Source organism: Paracoccus sp. L-17 (assembly GCF_056857655.1).
In genome coordinates, this window is the sequence record NZ_JBSXNM010000039.1 from 1 (window position 1) to 17,192 (window position 17,192).

Sequence of the window (17,192 nt, forward strand, 5' to 3'; positions counted from 1 at the left end):
ATACCAGCGCCAGGTGACGCCGGAGAGGTCCATCGGCTTGCCGTCGGCCCAGATGCGGCCGATGCCGGTGATCGGCCCTTCGCAGAGCGCCACCGCGAATGAGGCGTAGTAGAGATATTCAGTGGTCTTGACCTTGCCGCCCCCGCCGCCCTTGCCGCCGCCTTGAGTAGTGGTCTTCGTTTCCTCGCGGAAATCGGTCGCCCAGATGATGTTGCCGCCCATGCGCATCCGGCCATAGAGCCGCGGGATGACTGCGCCCTCGGTGGCCGAGGTGATGCGCAGCGTGTCGAGCCGCGCGCCCTCGATGCGCTGGGTGGGCGCCAGCGATGAGATGATCCAGCTGTCGACGACCGAGCCGATGGTGGAGCCGATGAACCCGCCGATGGTCGCGGCGCTCACGCCGAGGATCGCGCCGCCGATGCTGCCGCCAATGGCGGCGCCAGCGGCACCGAGGACAAGCGTTGCCATGTCGGGGTCTCAGCGTTGCGGGAACAGGAAGGCGAAGGCGATGCGCCGCCGCCAGGCGTTGTTGAGCGGTTCCTCGATCACGCCGAGCCGCTCATAGGCGTGGAGGAAAGTGTCGGGGCCGGTGAGGATCCCGACATGCTTGGCGATGGCGCGGGACTTCATGCGGAAGAGGACCAGCGCGCCGGGACCGGCCGCCCCCGGTTCCACTTCGATCATCATTCGGCGCGCACCCTCGGCCAGCACCTCGCGCGGGCCGGTCTCGCCCCAGTCGCGGCTGTAAGGCGGGATCGGGAACGGCTCCGGGCCGACGACCTCGCGCCAGACGCCCCGGGCCAGCCCGAGGCAGTCGCAGCCGACACCGCGCAGGCTCGCCTGGTCATGGTACGGCGTGCCGAGCCAGGACCGAGCGATGGCGATGACGTGCACCGGGTCGGCTGATGCGAGGCACTGCGTCACAGCACGCCGCCCTCGTGCCCGCCGTCCTTTGTGGCGTAGCGCAGCACGGCATCCTGACCGGGGATGTGCGGGAAGCCGCGGAAGTTGACGGTGTTCGCGAACTTGGCCCCGCAGGTCTCCATGCGCTTGTCGCAGCCCGCGCGGATGGTGAAGGCGTCACCCTCGGCGATCGCGCGCACCGACGCTTCGAGCAGGGTCAGCACGGCGATGCCATCCGCGACGTCATGGCCCAGCACCTCGGTGCGCCGGCCCGCGTTCGCACCGCTCGTCCATTCGACGGTGCCAAACGTGAACCAGCCGGCTTCGAACCCGCTGAGCCCCGAGGCAGTGAACGCGCGATCCCGCAGGAGATCGATGACGGCACCGTCGCCCTTGAAGGCCGAGCCCTCCAGATCGACGCCGCAGCGCGCATCGCCGAGAGCGGCATCGCAGGTCGCCTGGAACGTCCGCCCGACCGTCTGGCCCAGCACATGGGCCAGCGAGCGCACCTCGGCGACGAAGGCCAGCCGCCCGCGCCGGATCTGGCCGATGGCGCCCCGGCGCATGAGTACGCGCTGGCTCGTGTCCGCCCAGTTCACCCGCCAGACCTCGACCTCCGCACTGTCCCAGCGCCCATCAAGGATGTCGGTCTCGGTGATGCGGTCGGAGGTCAGCACGCCTTCCGCATCCTGCGCATCGACGGACAGGTCCGAGCCCGACCGCACCTCGGAGGCCGTCAGCCCGCTCTCGGGCTCGAAGTCGGTGCCGTCGAAGCTCAGCGTCCGGTCATGGTCGGTGAAGCCGAAGGTGACGCCATCGGCGCGGGCGATCCGCCAGCACCAGGCGAGCGTCGTCGTGCCCACGTCGAGATGGGCTTGCAGGGCTGGAGCGAGGGTCTTCATCGGCGCAGTTCCAGCAGCGGAATGGAGGTGATCGAACCGAGCCGCTCGAGGTCGAGCGTTACGTCGAGCGCGTCGGTGTCGAAGCGGACCGGCACGTCGAACTCGAACCCCGCGGTGATCGCAACGCCAGCGCCCGGTGCGGCGCCGAAGGTGACGACGCCGGTGGTGGTGTCGACCGACCAGCCGGAGGGCTGCTCGACCCCGCCGAGCGCGATGCGCACGGTGCCCGCCACCGGCTTGGCGATGGCGCGCGTCCAGGATTGCGCGCCCGAGGCGTAGCGCTTGGCCAGCTGGAATGCGGTCGTTGTGCCGTCTCCGGTGCCGATGGCCTGATCGGTCGGCGATGGCGTTCCTGAAGGCAGACAGGATTTGTGGTCGCCCCAGTCCTTGAAGCGGAAACCATGCAGCCGCCCGTTCCGCGCCTCGAAGAAAGCCACGACGGCCGCCAGATCGTCCGCGCGGCGGATGCCGTAGGCGACATCGTAGCGGCGGCGCGAGTTGGCCCAGCTGGCGTTCCTCTCCTCGTCGCCCGAGGCGAGCTCGATGATCTGGGTGCGCCGCTCTGGCCCGCCGCGCGCGCCGCGGCTGATATTGTCGGGAAACCGGACCTCGTGGAACGCCATCACATGCCCCTCCGCCCGAGCGAGACCGCACGGGCGATGTCGGCGGCGACCTGTGTGCGGGACTGCCGGAAGCTTTCGGCGTCGCGCGCCATGATGGTGACGTTGACCCCGCCGCCCGCGCCGTAGGCCTGCGCCTCACGCCGCGACAGCACCCGCTCGCCGCGCTGCAGGATCGCGGGCACCTCGTCGTGGCGTAGCCCCGCCATGCCGCCACCGTGCATCCGGGGCGCGGCGGCGAAGGCCATTGCCGGGACCATCCGCGAGGGCCCAGCCGAGCCGACCATCCCGCCCGCATGCAGGACGTTCGCGAAGATGCCGCCCGCGCCGGAGAACACGCCGGATAGGGCATTGGCGATCGGCCCGAGGATAAACCGGCGCGCCGCGAGCTGGGCGAGATCGGCGAGCAGCGAGGTGACGAGGTCGCGAAAGTTCAGCTTGCCGGTCCGCACGAACTGGCCGACTGCGTTCTCGGCCGACTGGAAAGCGCCGACCAGACTCTGGCCGATATCGCCGCCGATCTCGCGCGCCTTGCTGGCGTAGTCCGACAGCGCCGTTGTGACCGCCCGCCAACCGGTGACGGCGGCCTCGGTGTCGGGCTCCGCCGCAGCGGCGGCAGCCCCGGCCGCCGCGCCTGCACCTGTCGCGGCGCGACCTGCATCGCCGAGCGCCGTCTCCAGCCGCTCGGCAGCACCCGTGGCCTCGGACAGCGCATCGGCACTGGCCTCGTCGGTGCCGCGCACCGCATCGCGCAGGGCCTGCCAGCTTTCCAGTGGGGCGCGGGCGCCGTCGGCCAGATCGCGCGCGGCGCCGCGATAGAGGTTCGCGGACTCGAGCGCGCGGTTCGCCGCCTCGGTCAGTCCAAGATCGGGCGCGGTGAGCGGGTTGTCCTCGAAGGCCCGGTCGAAGGCCGCCTGTGCCGCCGTCGTGGCAGCACTGGCCGCGCCCTCGAAGCGGTTCTCGATCTCGCCGAGGTCGAGGTCCGGCACCAGCGAGATGCGCCGTTCCGACCCGAGGGCTTCGAGGCCGGCATTGATCCCGCCAATGAAGCCGTTGATGCGCGAGACCACGCCGTTCAGCATCGCCTCGACGCCATCGACCAGACTGTTCGCCGCCTGGAACGCCAGATCGCCGATGGCGGCGGGCAGCAGGCCCCAGATCGCCTTGATCGCCTCGTAGGCGCCCTCGAAGGTGTTCGCTGCGGTGTTGCCGAAGCCGACGACGCTCTCGATGGCGCTCTGCATGCCCGAGGCGGCGTCCGCCTTCAGGTCGAAGAACATCGCCGTTGCCGCGGCCCCGGCCGCTGCGGCGCCCATGCGGATCCGCTCCCAGACCTCGATGGCCACGTCCTTCAGGAGCGACATGGCCTCACCGAATCCGCCGGCACCGGAGACGAGGCGGGTGAACTGGTAGACGAGCTCGCCGGCGCCGACGATGAGCGCGCCGATGCCGGTGCGGATCAGGGCGCCGCGCAGGACGACCAGCGCCGTGGCGAGACCGCGGACGGAGAGCGCCGCGGCGGCCATGCCAGCCACCCAGCGGCCCGCGAGAAACGCCGAGAAGGTGGCGGCATAGGTTGTGAGGCGGCCGATGTTGTCGAAAAGCCCGCGGATCGCGATGCCGAGCGGCCCGGTGCGGCTGGCGACCGACGCCATTGCATCGGCAACGGCCTCCAGCGCAGGCGCGGCGGCGACGGCCAGCTGGTTCGACAGCCCGCGCCAGATCAGCCCGAGCCGAGAGATCGCATCGTTCGTGCGCTCGATCTGGTCGGCGTCCTGCTCGGAGACGACGACCCCGAAGGCGAGGACGTCCTCGGTCGCCTGGCGCAGCGTCGCGGTGTCGATCCGGCTCATGGCGATGGAGCCTTCCTCGCCGAAGAGCTGCCCCGCGACCGCCGCGCGCTCGGCGGCGGGCACGAAATCCTCGATGGCGGCGTTGATCGCGCCGACGCGTTCGTCGAGCGGCAGGGTCAACAGGTCGGACGCCGAGAGCCCCAACCGATCGAGCGCCTGCACCGCAGGACCGCTGCCGGCGGCCGCCTGGCTGAGACGGCGCGTGAGGTCCTTGGTCGCCTGCTCGATGCCGGACATGGAGACGCCGGCCAGTTCGCCCGCGCGCTCCAGCGTCTGGATCGAGGCGACGGTGGTGCCGAGGGACTGCGCCAGCTTGGCCTGCGCATCGACGGTCTGCAGACCGGAGCGGACCATGGCGACGCCCGCCGCCGTGGCGGCAGCGACCGCAGCTGCAGCCGCCACGCGCACCCGGCGCGCGAAACCGGCGAGCCGGGCGTTGGCCGCTTCCATCTCGCGGCTGAGCCGCCCAAAGCCGCGCGCGCCTGCCTCGCCGACACCTTCCAACTCGGCGCGCACTTGCCGTCCGCCCACGGCCGCGAGGCGGACGCTGACCCTCTTCTCAGCCATGGGAGTGATCCATCTGTTCGTTGAGTTTGGCCACCACCACCGCCTCGATGACGGGCAGCAGTTCGGCCATGGCGAGCGGCGGCACACCGAGGGCATCACCGAGTGCCAGCGCTGCCGACATGTCCCAGCCGATCACCGCGCCAGGCAGGACACGCAGCTGGCCGCCGAGGCGGCCGACGAGGTCCCAGACCTGCCAACCCTCCGGAGTTTCCGGACGGTTCAGCCGCGCCGGGCAGTCCGGGCAGGCTTGCGCGCAGGCTTCGCAGTAGCGCTCGCCCCCGCCGAAGGACCATTCGGCGAGAGCGCGGAGACGTTTTTTTCCTGTTCCAGCAGCAGGCCCTTCGAGACGTAGGTCAGCTGGAAGGCCTCGAAGATCGGCCAGACATCGAGCAGCGCGTCGATGGCCTCGGGGCTGGGATCGATGGAGTTGCCGCCCGCGTCGCCGATGCCGTCCCAGGCAAGGACCGCGCGGCGGGCCAGCGCCTTGGCGAAGGCAACGGCGCGCTCCTCGTCGGCAGCCTCCTCCGGTACCGCCTCGACGCCGGGATCACTGCGGGTCGCCACCATCAGCGCCGTGGTCAGCGGGCGCAGCTGCACCCGCACGCCGGGCGCGAGATCATGCCAGCGCGGCGCGTTCGTCAGATCAAGCGTCAGCATCAATACGTCTCCACGTCGTTCACTAGGGTGGCGGTGCACATCCGGCCGACGACGCTGTCGCGCGCCGCCTGCCAGTCGAAGGTCGCCTGCACGCCCTGCGGCCCGGAAATCTCGATCCGGGGGCGCGGCAGGTAGACGGCGTGCACGGTGAAGGTGAAGCTCTCGCCGGACGGCAGGACGTAGGCGAATTCCATCTCGCAGGCCTCGCCGTTGATGGCCTGCGTCACCAACGTCTGGTCGGCGAAGCGTACCTCGATCCGGCCGGTCAGCGCGGCGATGGAGGGGTCAGCCCCGTCGATGCGCCCGTCCGAGCGGATGGTCTCGATCCGGTCGAGGTTGTTGGCATAGGTGATCTCGGCCGAGACCACATTGCCGAGCGCGGTGCCGTTCCGCGTGATCGCCCCGTTGAAATGGCCGAAGCGCTTCAGCTCCAGTGCGGCCGGTGTCCCCGCGCTCGTCGTGGTCCCGACCGTCTCGCCCTGTGCCACCAGCCGCGCCGTGGCGGTCAGCAGGCCGGAGCGCTGCATCTGCCAGGCGATCTGGTCGAGCACGCAGCCCGAGTACATCGCGTAGCGCGGGACCTCCGGCATGCCGGTCTCGATCGACATGCTGGGCAGCGACCAGGACCCCGACTGGAACTCGTGGGTGTAGGGCGCTTCCGCACCGATGGTTGTCGGCGCCCCGAACGCCGCCTTCAGCCAGAAGCCGAAGGCCTCGGCATCCAGCGGCACTACGACATCGCCGTCCGCCGTGACCGCGTCCTTGATCGGCGCCAGCGGATCGCGGCCGTAGCCGAGAAGCTCCGAGTTCAGCAGCGGCTGCTCCGCACCGAGCGAGGTGCTGGCGAACGGCATGCGGGTGAAGCCGCTCACGGGCGGCGTTCCATAGGTCGTCTCGAACGCAAGCGCCATCAGCGCCCGCGCCCCCTGGGCTCGTGCCATGTTCGTCTCCTCGGGTTGTCGGGGTCAGGCCAGCTGGTCGGCTATGGAATAGTGTAGCACCACCGTGATCACCGCCGCCTTCAGGCCAGCCCCGCCCTCGACCGGCAGATCGACGGGCCGCGGCGCTTCCGCCTCCACCCAGTCGCAAAGGCCGCCCAACGTGCGGTCGGCGGCGAGCGCCGCGCCGATGCTGGCGGTCAGCGTGTCGAAGGCGGCGTCACGGGCGGCGCCCTGAACGACCGCCTCGATCTCGGCGCGGTGCTGATAGTGGTAGCGCAGCGGCGACAGCGTGACTTCCGGTTCTCCGGGCTCGCCGTCGCGCAGGATCAGCAGGCCTTCGGTCGGAACGCGTTCGGGCAGCACCTCGCCGCGCAGGGCGGTGGCAGGCAGCGCCGAGAGCCGCGCGTGCAGCGCGGAGAGGATGGTTTCGCGAGGCGTGGGCATGCGGAAAACCCTTGGAGATGCGTTGCGAGCTCTTCGCGCTCCGCCTATTCAGCAGCTTCAAACGAGAGCGTTGGAGATGGTTTCTTGTCCGAAAAACAGGATCATGCGGCCCAAGACGCGCGAGAGATTTGGAACATTCTTCAGACGGCGAAATGCATGGCCCGCTATGACAAGATCAGCCACGAAATCTTGGCTGAACTCCTGGTCGCGATTGCAACCGGCGGCGAGGTGATTGGCGGCAACAACCGCGGATCCGATGTTCGCTCCCCGCAATTTGGCCTCATTGAAGTTAAATCGCGGATCCTCGGCACCGATGGCCCTTACCCCCGCGTTTCGTTGAAGCAGCACAATCTCGACAAGGCGGATTGGTTCGCGGCGGTTCGGTGGCACCGCAACTATGCCCTCTACGATGCGGTCATGCTCCCCAAGCTCGTCGCTCGGGAACTCTACGAGAAGAAGAGGCAGGCGACCGGGCTGGCGCATATTGGCTGGGCTGATTGGTCGTCAGCTGTGGGCGCTAAAAACATTCGGGCGGAATGCGAGGATGTGATGCATGGGTTGCGTTAGATCCGCTGATCCACCCAATTCGCCACGATCAGCCCCGGCACACCGTCCAACGCCCTGTCTGCATCCCGCGCGAGGTCCAGCCGCTTCGGCAGCTTGACCTGTGGCACCAGCAGAAAGATCGGGGCGGTGACCTTGCCGCGCCCGGTCTTCGAGCGCGACACCACTGCCTGGCCCTTGGTGTTCAGCCGTCCCTCAGCCACCAGCAGGCTTGGGCCCGTGCGGCGATAGACGAAGCGCAGGCGCAGCCCGCGTCGCCGCTCCCACTCGCCGGGCGTGATGCGGCCGCCGCGCAGGGATTTGCCCGCCGCGGGCAACGGTATCGCGAGCCAGAACCCGTTTTTCGAGCGGATCAGCGGGCCGGTGTCATGCGCGCCGACGATGACCGGAGCCTTGGACCAGACCAGTGCCGCGGCTTCCAGGCTTTCGCCCGACCTCGGGAAGTTCTGGCTCCGGATCGAGTTGGCAAGCCGTGTGCCGAGTCCCGCGCCGGTGATCTGCAGCCGCCACGCCGTCTTCAGCCCGGTCCCGGCCTCGCGCATGGCGGCCGTCACAGCGCGCTCGCCCGCCGCAACTTCGGCCGCCATCATCGCGACGATGTCGGGATCGATGTCGAGCTTGAGTTTCACGCGGGCCTCAGATCCACGGTCCAGACCAGCCGCTCGCGGTCGCGGACGGGCTCGCCCTGGATGAGGAAGGCGTCGCCATCGATCTCGATACGGTCGCCGGGGCGCGGGGTCGCAACCTCGGCCACGCGCAGGTCGATCCTGGTGGTCTCGGACCAGAGCCGCGCGTCGCCGAAGTCCGTGATCGCGTCAGCGCGCCGGGCGACAACGCGCACCAGCACGGGCGCGCCGCCGTCGGCGATGTAGACCGCGTCCCGGCCGATGTTCGGATCGGCGAAGAGCGCGCCCACGGCAGCGGCGAAGGCGCTCATCAGAAGGCCGCGTTCAGGCGGACCCGTCCGATGGTGTCGCCCGCGCCGCTCGCCACCGCCTCGACGGCCACGCCGATGAGCGTGTTGTCAGTCGCGACGGTCGTGGTGCGCTTGTTGGTGTCGTCCCAATAGACCCTGGCGCCGACGGTCCAGGCCTGCGAGCCGACCTTGGTGATGTCGAAGACGCCGACGAGCGCGGTCTCGACGGGCTCGCCGAGGGCGGCCGCTCCGGCGGCGATGCCGAAGATGGAGCCGACGAGCAGACCATCGCCGGAGGCGACAGCATAGGGCGCGGTCAGGGTGATGGTGTTGCCGGGCTGGACGTAGTTTTTCATGGACGTGATCCTCGTGGAAAGACGAAGGGCGGCCCATCAGGACCGCCCGCGTGTCAGGGTTCAGGATGGGTGCGCTTTACGCGCCCGGGTTCTTGTAGAGGCCGCGCCAGTCGATGGCCTTGGCGCCGAAGTCGAGGCGGCACTTGATCTCGACGCCGTCGACGTCGAAGCCGTTGCGCGTCTCGATGTAGGCGCCCTGCTGGCCCTCGAGATAGGCGTACTCGATGGTGTCGATCTGGTTCGGGCTGGCCGCCAGATACCAGGCGGTCTCGCTGGCGGCGTCGAGCCGGGGCTCGCTGATCGGCGCCAGCGTCCGGATCGACTGCGGCACCACGCTGGAGGTCGCGGCGGGCACGAGGTTCTGGGCGACCAGCTGCTCGGCCTTCAGTTCGAGCGAGGCGGGAACGATCAGGAAGGCGGGCCGGACGTTCAGCACGGTCTTCTTGTCGAGCCCCGTCTGCTTGGCCATGGCGGCACGGGCCGCGCCGACGCTGCTCACGTCGAGCGCCGCGCCGGTTCCCGCGAGGTTCTTGTGGGTGGTGTGGAACAGCGCGTTGCCGTCGGCCATCGCCGGGTTGGCGGTGATGATCCCCCAGACCACGTCCGACTCCAGCTGAGCGATGGAATTGCCGTACATGGCCGGGATCCGGGTGAAGGCGTCGAGATCGTCGTTGATCAGCGTCTGGCGGGTGATCGCGACCACCCGGCCATAGGTCTTGACCTTGTAGCTCTCCTTCGACTCCCCGAGCGTGCCGCGCTTGAACTCGCCGCTCTCGCCAACTTCCAGCAGTTGCGGCGCTTCGCCGAGTTGGACTCGGTGCATGGACTTGAAGTCGGTGGCGAGCACCTGGCGGCAGAACAGCATGAAGGTGCGGGGATAGGCCTCGTAGGCCTGCCGGAGCGTCTTGTTGGTGACGGCCGACAGGATCTCGGGGAAGTCCGAGGTGGAATGCAGCGCGCGCGTCGCCACCTCGTCGCGCGAGAGCCCCCGCGTGTTCACCCCGGCGTTGCCGAGGCTTTCGCGGGCGAGTTCCAGCAGCGTCATGCCGCGATACTGCCGCGCGGCATCCTCCAACTGGAACAGCGTCGGGCTGTAGCGGTGCAGCAGCGCGTTGGCCACCGCGTCGCGGCGGGTGATGCGCTCGTCGCGGCCGCCGAGGGGGACAGAGACATTGCCGAAGGTCCGGGTCTCGTCCGACTTCGCGGCGACCTGGTCGAGGATCAGGCGGCGGGACTCGTCCACGCTGACGCCGCGCTTGACCAGGTCCTCGGCGAAGCTGCGCTCGAGGTTCAGGCGGCCGGCCAGATCGTAGATGGTGGAGACGCGGTCACGCTCGGCCTCGCGGGCGCGGGTGGCGACCGCTTCGGTGTCGGGCGCGGCGGAGGCCTCCGTATTCTGAAGCTTCGGCTGCGTGCGGGTTTCCGCTGCTGCGACCTTCGGGTCCGGCGCAGCCGGTTTCGGCTCGGTCATGGCGGTGTCCTCGGTTTCGACCGGCTCGGTCGGCTGGGGGGTGGCGGGAATTGCGGCGTCGCTCGCCGGGGTCTCGGTCTTGTCCGTCATCGGGGATGCTCCTTGCGGTGTGGGGGCGTCCCGGCGGTGAAGGACGCAGTCGTGAAGGGGATGCTGGGCGCGGAAACCGGCAGCGGGGTCGGCGCCGACCGCGACGGCGGAGACCTCGAAGGGGGTCCAGTCCACCGCGCGCCAGAGTTCGCGGGCGGCTTCCGGCTTCGAGACCTCGAAGCGGTGGACCTGGTAGCCGATGGAGACCGCGCGGATGTGCCCGGCCTGGATGTCGCGCCAGATTGGCTCGACATCGGCACGTTCGCTGATCCGCACCAGGGCGATCCCGCGGCCGTTCTCGATCCGGGCAGAGCCCGGCACGACCGAGCCGATCACCGCGTCGAGCGTGTCGAGCTCGTGCACCTTCAGGAACGGCGCGCCCGCGTTCAGCCGGTCGAGGCGGACATGGGCGGGGTCGAGGCTCAGTTCCTCGTCATAGGGTTCGCCGAAGAAGGTGGCGCGGCGCACGCGGGCCCCGGCCGACCAGACCACCTCGACGGTGCGGCTGTCGGCATCGGCCGTGTTCGGCGCAAGCTCCGCCGACCGGCGCATGGCCGGCAGTTCGATCATCGTGTCCATGAAGGTCAGTCCTGTTGGTCGGCTTGCGCCGGGTCGGTTTCATCCGCTTCGGCGGAGGGGTCGTCGGCGGCGGGATCGGCCGCCGGATCGCCGGTCTGCGCGCTGCCGGTCTTGGTGACGCGACGCGGATCGCTGTCGAGCACAAGCCCCAGCGCATCGAGCTTGGCGTTGGTCGCAGCGATCTCGGCCAGGACGGCATCGGGGTTGCGGCCTTGCCGCGCGATCACCTCGGCCAGCGTCATGGTGCCCGACCGGATCGACAGCAGGTTCGCCATGGCGTCCTTCTGCGGATCGACCGCCTCGAACTTCGGCGGCGACCATTCGACCGGCACGATGGGCGACGGGATCTGGCCCGCCGCCCAAGCGGCTTCCGTGAACCAGCGCCAGACCGGTGCGCAGAACATCGGGATGAAGAGCTGCCACTGCACGGCGTCGATCATCCGGCGGAACTCCACGAGCCCCGCCCGGATCGAGGAATAGTTGACCTGGCTGAGATCGCCGGTCAGCAGCTCGTAGGGCACCCGGAAGCCCGCCGAGATCGTGTGCAGACTGGCGCGCTTGTATTCGCCGTAGCCGCCGGTGGCGGCGGGCTGGTTGAACCGGATGTCCTTGCCGCCGCGCGCATAGGCGATCAGCCCCGGCTCGAACTGCTCGACCCGGTTGCCATCGGCATCGACCACGGAGGGCGCAATGCCCTGTTGCGCCTCGTCGTCTCCGAAGACGATGGCCGTGACGCAGGCCTCGGTCTTCTTGCGGACCAGTTCGGCAACCTCGTAGTCGTCGAGATCGCGCAAGGACCGGATCACCGGCGCGCCCCAGGGAACGCCGCGCGCCTGCGTGCGCTGCTTCTCGTAGACATGGGCGATCTCGGTCGCGGGGACCGGGCGGCTCTGCAGGCCGTTCTGCAAGGCCCCGTAGGCGTCGCCCGGGTGCTCGGCATGGAGCCAATAGGCCCGGCGCTTGCCGACCGGGTCGAACTCGATCCCCTGCACCAGCCGAGCACCACCAAGGACGCCGGATTTCGTCGCGTCGAGGAAGTCGGCCTCCAGCACCTGCAATTGCAGCGGCACAGGTAGACCGTCGCTGGCCCGCCGCTGGCGGCGGCGCACCAAGACTTCGCCCGCCTCGACCATCTCGCGGCAGATCAGCGTCTGCAGGCCGTAGAAGTCGAGCTGGCCGTCGGCATCGCACTCCGCCGTCCAGCGTTCGAAGAGCGCGTCCACCTTGCGGTCGAGCTTGTCGTCGCCACTGGCGGCGCGCGGCATGATGCCTGCGCCGATGATGTTGTTCACCAGCACCGCCACGGCCTTGGCCGCATGCGGGTTGTTGCGGACCAGATCGCGCATCCGGTCGCGCAATAGCGCCCCGGCCACGCCGATCTCGGTGTCGGCCGAGGATCCCGGCGCGCGCCAGCCCTCGGTCCGCCGTCCGCGCGCGGCCCCGTCGTAGCCCCGCGTCAGGGTCTCGAACGCCTGACGCGCCATCACGCGGCGCGCGGCCATGCGCGGGGCCACCGTCGCGATGGCGTGGTCGAACCAGGTCGCCGACATCACCGGTCCCCACGCGAGAAGCCCGCGAGCCCGGCGACCGGCAACGGCCGTGTCGTTCCCGCGATGGCGCGCTCGATGGTCCGGATGCGGGCGAGCAGATCCTCTGCAGAGCCGTAATCGACGGACTTGCCGTCATAGCTGACCCGGGTCGTGCCGCTGGCATAGGCCCGGCGCAGCGCCGAGAGCTCGGTTTCCGTCCAGTCGGTCATGTCAGAACCATCCTCCGCGTCGGCCCAGCCAGTCCGACTGCCGCTTTCCTTGGGGTGCGGATTGCGGTCGGTTGACCCGCCCTGCGCCATCCATTTCCGTTGGCGCCGCCCCGAGCTGATCCTCGAGGTCGCGCCATTTCTCGTCGGGCCAGCGGTCCGCGCCCGCGATCCAGGCGGCGGCGCGGGCATAGACCCGGCAATCCAGCGCCTCGTTGCGCTCGCGCAGCTTCTGCCATTCCAGCCGGGCGAAGCCGCGCTTCGTGCGCACCGTCACCAGCTGCTCTGCCACGAACTGCTTGAGCCATTCGTTCTCGACCCAGTGCGGCAGATGCACCGAGCCGGGCGGGAATGCCGCCCCGTCGGCCATCTCCTCGTCGGTGGGCCGCGCCAGCCGCAGGAAGCGATAGGTCTCGGCCTTGAAGGTCGACACAGCCACGGTCCAGAGCCGCGCCCCGCGCCGCAGGCGTTTGCCGCCCTCGGTCGCATCGACGAAGGTCGGCCCCGAGACCGGGCTCGAGCGGTTGAAGCCCTCGACGCCCTTGACCGGCGACACCTGCGCGAAGCCCTGCGCCCGTGACCAGGAATAGACCGCTGGGGCCTCGTAGCCGGTGTCGATGGCGAGCCGCGCGATCCGCAGATACGCGCCGCGTTCGTGCGGCCAGCTTCGGTCGAGCAACGCGGTCAGTTCCGACCAGGCGTCGTGCCGGTCGGGCCCGCCCTCGATGACGACGTGATCGACGAGCCAGCTTTCCAGCCCGCGACCCCAGGCCCAGACATCGATCTCGATCCTGTCCTTCTGCACGTCGGCCCCGGCGGTCAGGAACAGCCCGCCCGCTGGCACGGTGCCGGATATCCAGCGCTCGCGCCGGTCGTAGAGCCGCTGCCAGTCCGGCGCTTCGCCGGTCTCGACCCAGGTCTCGCCGAGGATCGTGTTGCGGAACGCCTTGATCGCCTCGTCCGACCCCTGAGCCGCGTCCCATGCCCGCACGATCCGCTCCCAGCTCAGCCAGCCGATCGGCGAATAGAGCGCCGAGAGGTGATACCCAACCGTCGTCGGATCGGCGGCCGTGGCGGTCGCCCGCCACTCGCCGCCCTCCAGCATCGCCGACTTGTGGTGTTCCGCGATGGCCGTCTCGCAGCCCTCGCAGTGATATTCCGCCGTCTCCGGACGACCCTTCTGCCAGCGCAGCCGTTCGAACTTGAGCCATTGCGCATGGCCACAGTGCGGGCACGGCACGAAGAACCGACGCTGGTCGGATGCCTCGTATTCCCGCTCGATGCGGGAGAGCCCGCGGATTGTAGGCGTCGAGACCAGGAACACCTTGCGCCGATGCGCGAAGGTCAGCGACCGGGCCTCGGCCAGTGTGACCGGATCGCCTTCCTCGTCGGCCGAGGCCGGATAGGCGTCGACCTCGTCGAGGAAGATGTACCGCGCCGGGGTCGAGCGCAGCCCGACCGCCGAGTTCGCCCCGGTCATGATCAGGATGCCGCCCGCGAATTCCTTCGACAGCATCGTGTTGCCGGCATCGCGCGAGCGCGCGGGCTTCACCCGCTCCCGCAGCTCCGGGCTCTCGTCGATCAGCGGGTCGATCCGCTGGCGCGAGTTGCGCTTGGCCAGTTCCACCGTCGGCTGGACCGCGAGCATCGGGCCCGGCGCCTGGTGGATGGCGAACCCGATCCAGTTGTTCCCGGCCTCGGTCGCCCCGACCTGCGCCGCCTTCATGAACACGATCCGCTGCGTGGGATCGCCGGGCGACAGCCGGTCCATGATCTCGCGCATGTAGGGCGTGCGCACCGTCCGATACCGCCCCGGTTCGGCCGAGGCGCGGCCCGAAAGCATCCGGTGCCGGTCCGCCCATTCCGAGACGGTCAGGTCCGCGTCGGGCCGCAGCCCGCTGCCCCAGGCGCGCAGGATCTCGCCCGCGCCGTCGAACTCCGTCAGGCCGCCAAGATCATCACCATGCTCACCGGAAGTCGGGCCGGACCTCGGCGAGTTCGTCGAGGTGGGCGCGTACATGTTTCTCCAGGACCTTCTGCATCACGGCCGGCTCCACGGTGATCTGCTGGCCCGTGGCGTCGCGGCACGAGGCGGAGAGCTCGGCCGCCATCAGCGCCGCCGCGCGCGCAGGCCAGGTCACCCATGCGTCCCGTTCCTCCCGCGCCAGCCGAAACACCAGCGCCAGCGCGCGGGCCCGCTCGATCAGTTCCCCCTTCAGCTTCTGGAGACGGATGCGCCGCTCCTGCGCCTTCAGCACCTCGTTCGCGGTCTTCGCCTGCAGGAAGGTCGTGCCGCCGCCGACCGGCGGGACCGCCAGCCCCTGTTCGCGCAGCGTGTCGCCGACAGCGGCCACCGCCGCCTCGGGGACAGGCTTCAGCTTCGGCGCATGCGGTTTCCGGGTCTTGGACGGGTCCGTCGTTTCCGCCCGCCGCGCGTCGCTGGCCGCCGCGTTGATGCTGCCATCGGGATAGAGGACCAGCCGTTCGGCCGACTTCGCCTTCTGGATCGCGCCCCGCGACAGCCCGACATGGGCGGCGTACTGGCGCTCGCTCATGCCCTGCATCGACGGCTCCGATTATCGTTCAAGATCATGTGCTTATCGAGTTGATAAGCCTCCGCGACGGAGCGAACGTCACCCCAACGAAGCGATGCAACTCACCACGGAGCCACCACGATGACCCGCCGCGTTACCGACAACACGAAAGCCCTCGACGCCTTCCTCGCCGCCAAGTTCGAGATCGACGCGATGCTGGAGCGGCTCGCCGCCCTCAGCGCGGACCATTTCGAGACCAGCCCAGACGAGATCAACTGGGGCCATGTCGGCACCCTGAACCACTACCGCGCCAAGCTTCGCGAGATCACCGACATGGCCTTCAATGAAGGCGAACACGCCGAGTGACACGACCCGCTCCCGGTCCCGCCCGCCGACTGGCGGGCTCGACCTCGTAGAAGGGCCCGCATCCCGCGCGCCCCGATACGGGAGACGACGATGAACAAGCTTTCCGACACCCAAGCCCTGATCCTGCGCACCGCCGCCCAGCGGCCCGAGCACATCGCCTTGCCGCTGCCCGAGAGCCTGCGCGGCGGCGCCGCCGCCAAGGTGGTCGGCGCGATGCTCGCCAAGGGCTTCCTGCAGGAGGTCGACGCGGACATGCGCAAGGGCGAACCCGTCTGGCGCGAGACCGGCGACGGCCACGGCGTCACGCTGGTCGCCACCGACGCGGGTCTCGCCGCCATCGGCATCGAGACCGAGGGCGCGGACGCGCCTGCGGGCGCCAACGAGGCGCCGATCGGAGAGCCCGCGACGGACACCCCCACCGAGGCGGCAGCCGCGCCCAAGGCGCGCACGCCGCGCAAGGGCACCAAGCAGGCCACGCTGATCGCCATGCTGCGCGCGCCGGACGGCGCGACCATCGAGGAGATCATGGTCGCGACGGGCTGGCAGTCGCACACGGTGCGCGGCGCGATGGCCGGGGCGCTGAAGAAGAAGCTCGGGCTCGAAGTGACCTCGGAGAAGGTCGAGGATCGGGGGCGGGTCTACCGCATCGCTTGATTGGACGCAGCTTCGTGGAAGCACGACACGTCAAGGGGTATGAATCATACCTCTTGACGAATCCTATCGTTGGCCTGCAAGATGGATGCATCAACCCTCTTGAATGGTGGCGCGCATGGTAGACTCGATCACGGTTAGACTGGATCCCAATCTGGCATCCCGTCTCGGCGAATTCTTGACTCAGAACCCTAGTCTATCGGCTGCATCCGTTGCCGCTCGTGCCTTGGACGAATTTCTGCCGAAGGCTCCCAAGGTCGTATCGACGAAACCCTCCAAGCCGGGTGGCGGACAGGACGAGTTCACCGGCCGCGAGGGGTATGAGTTTGGCATCTCAGCTGGCCGGGCACTTGCGAGCAAAATCGGCGACCTCGTCAGCCCTGTTGCAACAGAACTCAAACTACCTGACGGTCGGCGAGCTACGCTGCGCACGGCGAAGGGACGCAACACCCAATGGGGATGTCTCAACACTCTTCTCGAGCGGATCGATGTCGTTCTCTGTGCTTTCACCCCGGACGGAACGAACTTCGATGTCTGGGAAATTGACGCCAAGGTCTGGGCTCGCGAGGCCCGAAACGCATCTCCCGGGCACAAGCTGCACAACAAGCTGACGTTGCTGGGCAAGTCGGGCGTTGAGAAGTTCGGAAAGCCCTTCGGCAGCTACTCCATCTAGTCGCCCCGCATCCGGATCGCCTCGAACAGACGCCGCAGGACGTAGGACCGCGCGATGCTCACCACGGTGAACACCGCACCCATCTTCAGGTTCTGCGCCAGCGTCGTGTGCAGCCCGAAGACCGGGAAGATCAGGATTTGCGTGACGACCGCAACGCCGTAGCCGACGATCACGTTGGCGACGGATTCGACCAGCGACATGAGGCGGGACTGCTTCACGCCGCTGCCTCATCCATCGGCCAGCAGTTCAGATGCCGTAATGGGGCTTGGCGCGAGTCGGCAACGCTTCGGCATCCTGATGCGGAGTTCGGCGTCTTGATGGCTGGCGGAAGTTGAGGTGTCGTTGTCCC

Annotated in this window: 21 protein-coding genes and 1 pseudogene; 4 read left to right on the top strand and 18 right to left on the bottom strand. The window is 69.2% G+C overall.

Translation table 11 applies throughout. From position 1 onward, the window contains the following. The 9 genes and pseudogenes from AC13CR_RS10090 to AC13CR_RS10130 all read right to left on the bottom strand — a co-directional run. A pseudogene (locus AC13CR_RS10090) lies at window positions 1-468 on the bottom strand (baseplate multidomain protein megatron); the annotation flags it as partial. A gap of 9 nt (window positions 469-477) precedes the next feature. Beyond that, a complete protein-coding gene (locus AC13CR_RS10095; protein WP_482900716.1) occupies window positions 478-924 on the bottom strand; it encodes an NlpC/P60 family protein in 447 nt (148 codons plus the stop codon). Next, entirely contained in the window at window positions 921-1,805 is an 885-nt protein-coding gene (locus AC13CR_RS10100) for a DUF2163 domain-containing protein (protein ID WP_482900717.1), read from the bottom strand. The genes AC13CR_RS10095 and AC13CR_RS10100 overlap by 4 nt, the downstream gene beginning before the upstream one ends. Then, the gene (locus AC13CR_RS10105) at window positions 1,802-2,428 is read right to left on the bottom strand and encodes a phage distal tail protein, Rcc01695 family (protein ID WP_482900718.1); all 627 of its coding nucleotides are present in this window, start codon (window positions 2,426-2,428) and stop codon (window positions 1,802-1,804) included. The genes AC13CR_RS10100 and AC13CR_RS10105 overlap by 4 nt, the downstream gene beginning before the upstream one ends. Beyond that, the gene (locus AC13CR_RS10110) at window positions 2,428-4,845 is read right to left on the bottom strand and encodes a phage tail tape measure C-terminal domain-containing protein (RefSeq protein WP_482900719.1); all 2,418 of its coding nucleotides are present in this window, start codon (window positions 4,843-4,845) and stop codon (window positions 2,428-2,430) included. Before AC13CR_RS10110 ends, AC13CR_RS10105 begins: the two co-directional genes overlap by 1 nt. Further along, complete coding sequence (locus AC13CR_RS10115; protein ID WP_482900720.1) at window positions 4,838-4,981, bottom strand: DUF7697 family protein; 144 nt, start codon at window positions 4,979-4,981, stop codon at window positions 4,838-4,840. The genes AC13CR_RS10110 and AC13CR_RS10115 overlap by 8 nt, the downstream gene beginning before the upstream one ends. A gap of 83 nt (window positions 4,982-5,064) precedes the next feature. Beyond that, window positions 5,065-5,502, bottom strand: a complete 438-nt coding sequence (locus tag AC13CR_RS10120; protein WP_482900721.1) for a hypothetical protein — start codon at window positions 5,500-5,502, stop codon at window positions 5,065-5,067. Beyond that, on the bottom strand, window positions 5,502-6,443 hold the full coding sequence (locus AC13CR_RS10125) for a phage tail tube protein (RefSeq protein WP_482900722.1): 942 nt from the start codon (window positions 6,441-6,443) through the stop codon (window positions 5,502-5,504). Before AC13CR_RS10125 ends, AC13CR_RS10120 begins: the two co-directional genes overlap by 1 nt. A gap of 24 nt (window positions 6,444-6,467) precedes the next feature. Beyond that, a complete protein-coding gene (locus tag AC13CR_RS10130; protein WP_482900723.1) occupies window positions 6,468-6,887 on the bottom strand; it encodes an acyl-CoA transferase in 420 nt (139 codons plus the stop codon). 156 nt (window positions 6,888-7,043) lie between these two features. Between AC13CR_RS10130 and AC13CR_RS10135 the strand changes: the two genes are divergently transcribed. Then, a complete protein-coding gene (locus AC13CR_RS10135; RefSeq protein ID WP_482900724.1) occupies window positions 7,044-7,454 on the top strand; it encodes a hypothetical protein in 411 nt (136 codons plus the stop codon). Here AC13CR_RS10135 and AC13CR_RS10140 read toward each other — a convergent pair. The 8 genes from AC13CR_RS10140 to AC13CR_RS10175 all read right to left on the bottom strand — a co-directional run bounded on the left by AC13CR_RS10140 (window position 7,451) and on the right by AC13CR_RS10175 (window position 15,183). After that, window positions 7,451-8,080 carry a DUF6441 family protein gene (locus AC13CR_RS10140; protein WP_482900725.1) on the bottom strand — a complete coding sequence of 210 codons (630 nt, stop codon included), beginning with the start codon at window positions 8,078-8,080 and terminating at the stop codon, window positions 7,451-7,453. The genes AC13CR_RS10135 and AC13CR_RS10140 overlap by 4 nt on opposite strands. Further along, complete coding sequence (locus tag AC13CR_RS10145) at window positions 8,077-8,388, bottom strand: head-tail joining protein (protein ID WP_183828748.1); 312 nt, start codon at window positions 8,386-8,388, stop codon at window positions 8,077-8,079. The genes AC13CR_RS10140 and AC13CR_RS10145 overlap by 4 nt, the downstream gene beginning before the upstream one ends. Further along, window positions 8,388-8,723 carry a DUF2190 family protein gene (locus AC13CR_RS10150; protein ID WP_183828752.1) on the bottom strand — a complete coding sequence of 112 codons (336 nt, stop codon included), beginning with the start codon at window positions 8,721-8,723 and terminating at the stop codon, window positions 8,388-8,390. Before AC13CR_RS10150 ends, AC13CR_RS10145 begins: the two co-directional genes overlap by 1 nt. A gap of 76 nt (window positions 8,724-8,799) precedes the next feature. Beyond that, complete coding sequence (locus AC13CR_RS10155; protein WP_482900804.1) at window positions 8,800-10,863, bottom strand: prohead protease/major capsid protein fusion protein; 2,064 nt, start codon at window positions 10,861-10,863, stop codon at window positions 8,800-8,802. Window positions 10,864-10,868: 5 nt separating this feature from the next. After that, the gene (locus AC13CR_RS10160) at window positions 10,869-12,413 is read right to left on the bottom strand and encodes a phage portal protein (RefSeq protein ID WP_482900805.1); all 1,545 of its coding nucleotides are present in this window, start codon (window positions 12,411-12,413) and stop codon (window positions 10,869-10,871) included. Next, the gene (locus tag AC13CR_RS10165) at window positions 12,413-12,622 is read right to left on the bottom strand and encodes a phage head-tail joining protein (RefSeq protein WP_028030714.1); all 210 of its coding nucleotides are present in this window, start codon (window positions 12,620-12,622) and stop codon (window positions 12,413-12,415) included. Before AC13CR_RS10165 ends, AC13CR_RS10160 begins: the two co-directional genes overlap by 1 nt. 1 nt (window position 12,623) lies before the next feature. After that, the gene (locus tag AC13CR_RS10170) at window positions 12,624-14,639 is read right to left on the bottom strand and encodes a phage terminase large subunit family protein (protein ID WP_482900806.1); all 2,016 of its coding nucleotides are present in this window, start codon (window positions 14,637-14,639) and stop codon (window positions 12,624-12,626) included. Next, window positions 14,587-15,183, bottom strand: a complete 597-nt coding sequence (locus AC13CR_RS10175) for a hypothetical protein (RefSeq protein WP_482900807.1) — start codon at window positions 15,181-15,183, stop codon at window positions 14,587-14,589. Before AC13CR_RS10175 ends, AC13CR_RS10170 begins: the two co-directional genes overlap by 53 nt. A gap of 111 nt (window positions 15,184-15,294) precedes the next feature. Here AC13CR_RS10175 and AC13CR_RS10180 point away from each other — a divergent pair, with 111 nt between their 5' ends. The 3 genes from AC13CR_RS10180 (at window position 15,295) to AC13CR_RS10190 (ending at window position 16,843) form a co-directional block, all read left to right on the top strand. Next, window positions 15,295-15,519: a hypothetical protein gene (locus AC13CR_RS10180; protein WP_482900808.1), complete on the top strand. Its 225-nt coding sequence runs from the start codon at window positions 15,295-15,297 to the stop codon at window positions 15,517-15,519. A gap of 90 nt (window positions 15,520-15,609) precedes the next feature. Next, on the top strand, window positions 15,610-16,173 hold the full coding sequence (locus AC13CR_RS10185) for a DUF3489 domain-containing protein (protein WP_482900809.1): 564 nt from the start codon (window positions 15,610-15,612) through the stop codon (window positions 16,171-16,173). 223 nt (window positions 16,174-16,396) lie between these two features. Then, on the top strand, window positions 16,397-16,843 hold the full coding sequence (locus AC13CR_RS10190; protein WP_482900810.1) for a hypothetical protein: 447 nt from the start codon (window positions 16,397-16,399) through the stop codon (window positions 16,841-16,843). On the opposite strand, the gene AC13CR_RS10195 is transcribed toward AC13CR_RS10190, so the two are convergent. After that, window positions 16,840-17,061 carry a DUF7220 family protein gene (locus AC13CR_RS10195; RefSeq protein ID WP_130989308.1) on the bottom strand — a complete coding sequence of 74 codons (222 nt, stop codon included), beginning with the start codon at window positions 17,059-17,061 and terminating at the stop codon, window positions 16,840-16,842. The genes AC13CR_RS10190 and AC13CR_RS10195 overlap by 4 nt on opposite strands. Window positions 17,062-17,192 lie beyond the last annotated feature (131 nt).

Bases quoted from the DNA above. Each gene is read 5' to 3' on its own strand.
- AC13CR_RS10170 (WP_482900806.1), bottom strand. From the start codon at position 14,639: ATGTACGCGCCCACCTCGACGAACTCGCCGAGGTCCGGCCCGACTTCC.
- AC13CR_RS10160 (WP_482900805.1), bottom strand. From the start codon at position 12,413: ATGTCGGCGACCTGGTTCGACCACGCCATCGCGACGGTGGCCCCGCGC.
- AC13CR_RS10125 (WP_482900722.1), bottom strand. From the start codon at position 6,443: ATGGCACGAGCCCAGGGGGCGCGGGCGCTGATGGCGCTTGCGTTCGAG.
- AC13CR_RS10155 (WP_482900804.1), bottom strand. From the start codon at position 10,863: ATGGACACGATGATCGAACTGCCGGCCATGCGCCGGTCGGCGGAGCTT.
- AC13CR_RS10120 (WP_482900721.1), bottom strand. From the start codon at position 5,502: ATGCTGACGCTTGATCTGACGAACGCGCCGCGCTGGCATGATCTCGCG.
- AC13CR_RS10185 (WP_482900809.1), top strand. From the start codon at position 15,610: ATGAACAAGCTTTCCGACACCCAAGCCCTGATCCTGCGCACCGCCGCC.
- AC13CR_RS10130 (WP_482900723.1), bottom strand. From the start codon at position 6,887: ATGCCCACGCCTCGCGAAACCATCCTCTCCGCGCTGCACGCGCGGCTC.
- AC13CR_RS10105 (WP_482900718.1), bottom strand. From the start codon at position 2,428: ATGGCGTTCCACGAGGTCCGGTTTCCCGACAATATCAGCCGCGGCGCG.
- AC13CR_RS10110 (WP_482900719.1), bottom strand. From the start codon at position 4,845: ATGGCTGAGAAGAGGGTCAGCGTCCGCCTCGCGGCCGTGGGCGGACGG.
- AC13CR_RS10135 (WP_482900724.1), top strand. From the start codon at position 7,044: ATGGCCCGCTATGACAAGATCAGCCACGAAATCTTGGCTGAACTCCTG.
- AC13CR_RS10145 (WP_183828748.1), bottom strand. From the start codon at position 8,388: ATGAGCGCCTTCGCCGCTGCCGTGGGCGCGCTCTTCGCCGATCCGAAC.
- AC13CR_RS10175 (WP_482900807.1), bottom strand. From the start codon at position 15,183: ATGCAGGGCATGAGCGAGCGCCAGTACGCCGCCCATGTCGGGCTGTCG.
- AC13CR_RS10150 (WP_183828752.1), bottom strand. From the start codon at position 8,723: ATGAAAAACTACGTCCAGCCCGGCAACACCATCACCCTGACCGCGCCC.
- AC13CR_RS10100 (WP_482900717.1), bottom strand. From the start codon at position 1,805: ATGAAGACCCTCGCTCCAGCCCTGCAAGCCCATCTCGACGTGGGCACG.
- AC13CR_RS10180 (WP_482900808.1), top strand. From the start codon at position 15,295: ATGACCCGCCGCGTTACCGACAACACGAAAGCCCTCGACGCCTTCCTC.
- AC13CR_RS10165 (WP_028030714.1), bottom strand. From the start codon at position 12,622: ATGACCGACTGGACGGAAACCGAGCTCTCGGCGCTGCGCCGGGCCTAT.